The organism is Candidatus Cloacimonadota bacterium (genome assembly GCA_034722995.1).
Classification (GTDB): domain Bacteria; phylum Cloacimonadota; class Cloacimonadia; order JGIOTU-2; family JGIOTU-2; genus JAGMCF01.
Window position 1 is genome coordinate 1 of sequence record JAYEOL010000013.1, and the last position, 5,448, is coordinate 5,448.

Genomic DNA, 5,448 nt, shown 5'->3' on the forward strand with positions numbered 1-5,448 from the left:
CTCTGTAGCCTGCCCCGTAAGGAAGAATGACTGTATCGGGTGGTTTTGAAATATTGTGACCAAACAACTCCTGAATGTAATGAATATCAACACCACTTTCTAACCCAACGCCTTCATTTGATAGTTGTCTAAACTTTTTACTGCTTCAAAGGTGATTTCTGGATTTATCTCATAACCGATTCCGTTTCTTTTTAGATCTGTAGCAGCTAATAGAGTAGTTCCGCTACCAACAAATGGGTCAAGAACAGTTTCACTTATATAACTAAAAGCTTTAATTAATCTAAAAGGAAGTTCATAAGGAAATGGTGCAATATGCTTACGACTATCACCACTTGCTTGTGGTTTCATTATCCAGACATCGCTTTTTTTTATAGATAGCCAGAATTCCTTGTCTAATTTTGACTGTTCCTTTTGTTCTTTCGTTAGATGTCCGTATTTGCTGAAGCCCTTCTTATTAGGTTTATCAAATTCTAAGATGAATTCGTGCATATTATTTATTAGAATTCCACCTGGATAAGGGTATGTTCCAAAATGTGCTCGGACGGCATTTGTTTTGTGCCATACTATATCCCTTTTAAAAATAAATCCTATTTTTTCACACACATCTATTGTTCTGCCTACTAAATTCAAAGTTCTAAAACCCCCATTTTCTAATCTTATAGGAAGGTTCATAATATTTATGAATGCTTTTCTACCTGGCTGTAAAACTCTATATACTTCTTTCCAAACTTCACTGATTTTATCAAACCATTCATCAATATTATGAATATTTCCAAGGTCTCCATCAATAGGTTCTCTTGAATACATTTTTGTATCAAAGTATGGTGGTGATGTAATCATTAAGTGAACACTGCTATCCTGCAAGTCGTCCATTTTCATTGAATTTTTTACAAATACTTTTTGGGTTGTTTCATTTATCTTAATAACATTTAATTCTTCAATATGTATTTCTTTCTTTTTCCGTTCAGGCTCGGGCTGACCGAGACTAATGTGTTTTGATTTCAAATTTTGCTCATACTTCTTCAATTCTCGCAAGTCAAAACGCATCTGGCCACTTGCAGAAATTTGTGCTTTTATAGTTTGCATCTTTACAAAGTCATGAAGCATTCTTACAGATATATTAAGATATTTAGCGGATTCAATCGCTGAAAGGTATTTTCTTTTTTTATAATCTAATGATTCCATATATGATTTTAAATCTCCATTCTAAAATATTTCCCACTTCCCTTTGCTAAAACCTCTCCATTTTTATTTTGAATCTTTGCTTTTACATAAAATACTTTAGGGGATTGCTTTTCAAACCAGGCTCTCGCGATGAGTTCCTTTCCTATCTCAATTTTTTTGACATATTTAATATTCATTTCTGCTGTTACTGCATATATCCCTTTATGTTCAATTAACTTTGCCATTACTTCATCAAGGATGGTGGCGGTAATACCGCCATGCAAAATACCTGGCCAGCCTTGATATTCTTCTTTAGGAATCCATTTTGTGATTGCCTTATCATTTTTATAAGAGAATCTTAGCTTTAGGCCGATAGGATTTATTTCTGAGCAACCAAAACAGCGATTAACTAATTTTTCCATAATTTAGATAACCCTTAATCATTATATCCTTGTCTACTTTTTTGTAAGATATATCAGTTAAATCAATTCCAATTTGAAGCTTTTCGCAATCAAATGATTTGAACCACCCGTTCTCCGTCCCGATGAAATCGGGACGAAGGGTGAAGAGAAATTTATCAGAGCCGCCTAAAATTTTAGGAGCCACAAAGAGCAAAATTTTGTCAATTAATTTCTCTTTCAATAAATTCGTTATTAAAGTAGGACCTGCTTCAACCATTATTTGAGAAATTTCATTTTTGTAACATTTATTCATAATTTGGTGCAGATTTAGAAATCCATTTTCTTCATCAACCTGCCAGATTTTTACATTTTTTGAATGCCAAAAGTCTATCTTCTCATTGTTAGATTTAGAGCTTGTTGCTATTATTGTGTGAATTTTATCCGCTGATTGGATAACATAAGAATCCGGATTTATATTTAGATAAGAATCAAGAATAATTCTTATTGGATGTTTGGGATTTTTGATATTATAACGAACGGTAAATTTAGGATTGTCAGCATTCACCGTATTGACCGTACTCAAAATTGCATCTACTTTGTTGCGGAGTTTATGAACTGTTTCTCTTGATTTTTCGCAGGAAATCCATCTGGAATTACCATTATCTTTAGCCATTTTTCCATCAAGAGAGATTGCTGCTTTAGCGATAATAAATGGACGTTTTTTTGTTATGTATGTAATATAGGCTTCGTTTTGTTTTTTAAATTTTTCTGGCATCAAATTTGAAAATACTTTAATTCCTGCTGATTTTAATCTTTCAATTCCTTTCCCATTTACAAGCTGGTTTGGGTCTTTTGCACCAATTACTACTTTTTTGATTTTTGCTTTTATAATTGCATCAGTGCAGGGAGGAGTTTTTCCAAAGTGGACACACGGTTCAAGTGTTATATACATTGTTGAATTTTGAGCTTCATCTCCAGCTTGTTTTAATGCCTGGATTTCAGCGTGGTCTTTTCCTGCTGGTTGTGTGTATCCTTTGCCAATGATTTTCCCATTATTAGCAATAATAGCGCCAACAAAAGGATTTGGCGAGGTTTTTCCCCTGGCTTTTTCTGCAAGCGTGAATGCTTTTTCTAAGAAAGCTATATCGGTTTTTTTCATCTTCTCTTTGGTGCGGAGTGCGAAAACGATCCGCCAACTGGCGGAGAACTTTTCGTCTCGACTGGTCGGGACTGAAAGTTCGTCGCTTCGCTCCTCGTTTCAGCACTCCATCGTTTCTATTTATAATATAATTTAATGTAGAATCTCTGTGCCTCTGTGGCTAACATTTTTACTGCCGAAATTCTCTTAAATATAATATTTCTTTAAGTTCAGTTGGTAAATTTTTTACAAATTCTTTTTCTTTCGGATACACTCTTAATGGATTTATATCAATGCCACCACGCCGATTGTATTTACAAAGAACCATAATTTTTTCAGGCTGAATTTTATTAATAAGATGAAAAAGAATCCGTTCACAGCATACTTCGTGAAATTCTTGATGATTGCGATACGAGACAATATATTGCAAAAGTGATTCTTCTGTAATCTTTTTTTTATTAGCAAGATAGTAGATATAAACAGCTCCCCAGTCTGGTTGGTCAGTTATTGGGCAGTTTGATTTTAGTAAATTTGACATCAAGAAATGTTCTTTTTTCTCTACCTGCTCCATTTGAAGTAAATCTGTGTTTACCTCATATTGAAAAGGATTTTTAGGTTTTAATTCATCAATACATTTGAACTTTTTTGCTAGATCAAATTTTTGATTAAGATCTTCATAAGTTGTAATAATAAGTTTTATGTTTGCTGAGTTCAAGGCAGATTTTAAATCATTCTTAATTTTTATAATTGCTTCTTTTAGATTTTCAAAGACAGCCATATTAAAAGAATTCAAATACAGTTTTAGCGATTTGCTCTCAATCAGAAATTCTGATTCAGAAGGATATTTAATTCTAAGAATTCCAACAAATGGTTTGCCTGATTTTTCTAAGAATGAGAATTCGTAACAATTCCATATATCTATACCAGAGAAAAGGATATTTTTCGTATCCCAGCCAATATTCTGTCTTCCGATTTTTCGTGGAATTGGTTTTAGTAATGTTGAATCTGGCTTTGTGATAAGATATTCGTTCATTAAAAATAATTAGAGACAATTACATTTTTTCCTGTATTTCTCTTTTCAGTTTTTCTATAAACTCATTTAGCTGAAATGTACCCAAATCCCCTTTCAGATGTTTTCGTACTGAAATATTTTGATCCTCAATCTCTTTATCACCAACAATAATCATATATGGAATTTTTTCTTTTTCTGCTTCTCTAATCTTATATCCGACTTTTTCATTTTGCAGATTAATTTTAGCACGAATATCTGAATCAATTAACTCATCAAGGATTTTCTTTGCATAATCAAAATGATTATTACTAATTGGAATTACTTTTACCTGAACAGGAGCGAGCCATAGAGGGAAGTTTCCAGCATAATGCTCAATCAGAACACCAAAGAATCTTTCTAAAGAGCCGAGCAAGGCGCGGTGAATCATAAATGGACGATGCTCAGAATTATCCTCTCCAATGTAAGTCATATCAAAGCGCTCAGGAAGATTGAAGTCAAACTGAATCGTGGTGCATTGCCAGGAACGGTCAAGAGCATCTTTTATTTTTATATCAATCTTCGGTCCGTAGAATACGCCCTCACCAGGGTCAATTTTATAAGGTAGTTTTGAAATATCTAATGCTTTCTTTAAAGACTTAGTTGCTTTTTCCCAGTCCTCTTCTTTACCAACAAATTTATCAGGTCTGGTAGAAAGGAAGATTTCAAACTTTTTAAATCCAAAAGCTTTGAGAAAAAACATAGAAAAATCCAATAATTTTACAATCTCATCCTCAAGTTGCTCTGGTGTGCAAATGATATGCGCATCATCTTGAGTAAATCCACGAACACGCATAAGTCCATGCAAAACGCCAGAACGTTCATAACGATATACGGTTCCAAGTTCTGCATATTTTATTGGCAGTTCTCTATAACTTCTCAGCTTTGATTTGTAAATCATAATATGGAATGGGCAGTTCATCGGCCTGATGAAATAATCCTGTTCATCAATTTTCATGGGAGCATACATACTTTCATAATAGAAATCAAGATGACCACTTGTTTTCCACAGATTAGCTTTTCCAATATGTGGTGTATAGACAATGTCGTAGCCTGCTTTGTAATGTTCTCTTTTCCAGAAATTCTCAATAATATCACGGATTATTCCACCTTTTGGATGCCAATGAACCAATCCAGCACCGACTTCATTATAGAAACCGAATAAATCCAATTCTCTGCCAAGTTTTCTATGGTCTCGTTTTTCTGCCTCTTCTAATTTTAGCAAATGAGCTTTCAATTCTTTTTCAGTTGGAAATGAAATTCCATAGATTCGCTGAAGCATTTTATTTTTTTCATCTCCACGCCAATATGCACCAGAAACCTTTAATAGTTTGAATGCCTTGACTTTATTCGTAGATATAAGGTGTGGTCCTCTGCACAAATCCACAAAATCACCTTGAACATAGATAGATATTGTTTCACCGGCAGGCAGTTCATTTATCAATTCTACTTTATAATTTTCACCCTGTAGTTCAAAGATTTTAAGAGCATCAGCCCGAGATATTTCTCTTCGCTCAAAATAGAAGTTTTTCTTGATGATTTTTTGCATTTCTTCTTCAATTTTCTTTAAGTCACTGTCTGTAAATGGGGTCTTTTTATCAAAATCATAATAGAAACCATTATCTATTGCTGGTCCGATAGCTACTTTTACATCTGGATAAAGTCTTTTAACTGCCTGTGCCATAATATGAGCGGTG

General features: G+C 33.7%; 5 protein-coding genes. All 5 read right to left on the reverse strand.

The window, feature by feature from the left end:
- Positions 1-99 precede the first annotated feature (99 nt).
- On the reverse strand, positions 100-1,185 hold the full coding sequence (locus U9R23_01555) for a site-specific DNA-methyltransferase (GenBank protein ID MEA3475122.1): 1,086 nt from the start codon (positions 1,183-1,185) through the stop codon (positions 100-102).
- A gap of 8 nt (positions 1,186-1,193) precedes the next feature.
- The gene (locus U9R23_01560; GenBank protein ID MEA3475123.1) at positions 1,194-1,586 is read right to left on the reverse strand and encodes a PaaI family thioesterase; all 393 of its coding nucleotides are present in this window, start codon (positions 1,584-1,586) and stop codon (positions 1,194-1,196) included.
- Entirely contained in the window at positions 1,570-2,724 is a 1,155-nt protein-coding gene (ribD, locus tag U9R23_01565) for a bifunctional diaminohydroxyphosphoribosylaminopyrimidine deaminase/5-amino-6-(5-phosphoribosylamino)uracil reductase RibD (GenBank protein ID MEA3475124.1), read from the reverse strand. Before ribD ends, U9R23_01560 begins: the two co-directional genes overlap by 17 nt.
- Positions 2,725-2,893: 169 nt before the next feature.
- Complete coding sequence (locus tag U9R23_01570) at positions 2,894-3,736, reverse strand: 7-cyano-7-deazaguanine reductase (GenBank protein MEA3475125.1); 843 nt, start codon at positions 3,734-3,736, stop codon at positions 2,894-2,896.
- A 19-nt stretch (positions 3,737-3,755) separates the two neighbouring features.
- Positions 3,756-5,448: threonine--tRNA ligase (gene thrS / locus U9R23_01575; GenBank protein ID MEA3475126.1), on the reverse strand; the 1,693-nt coding region annotated here is incomplete at its 5' end.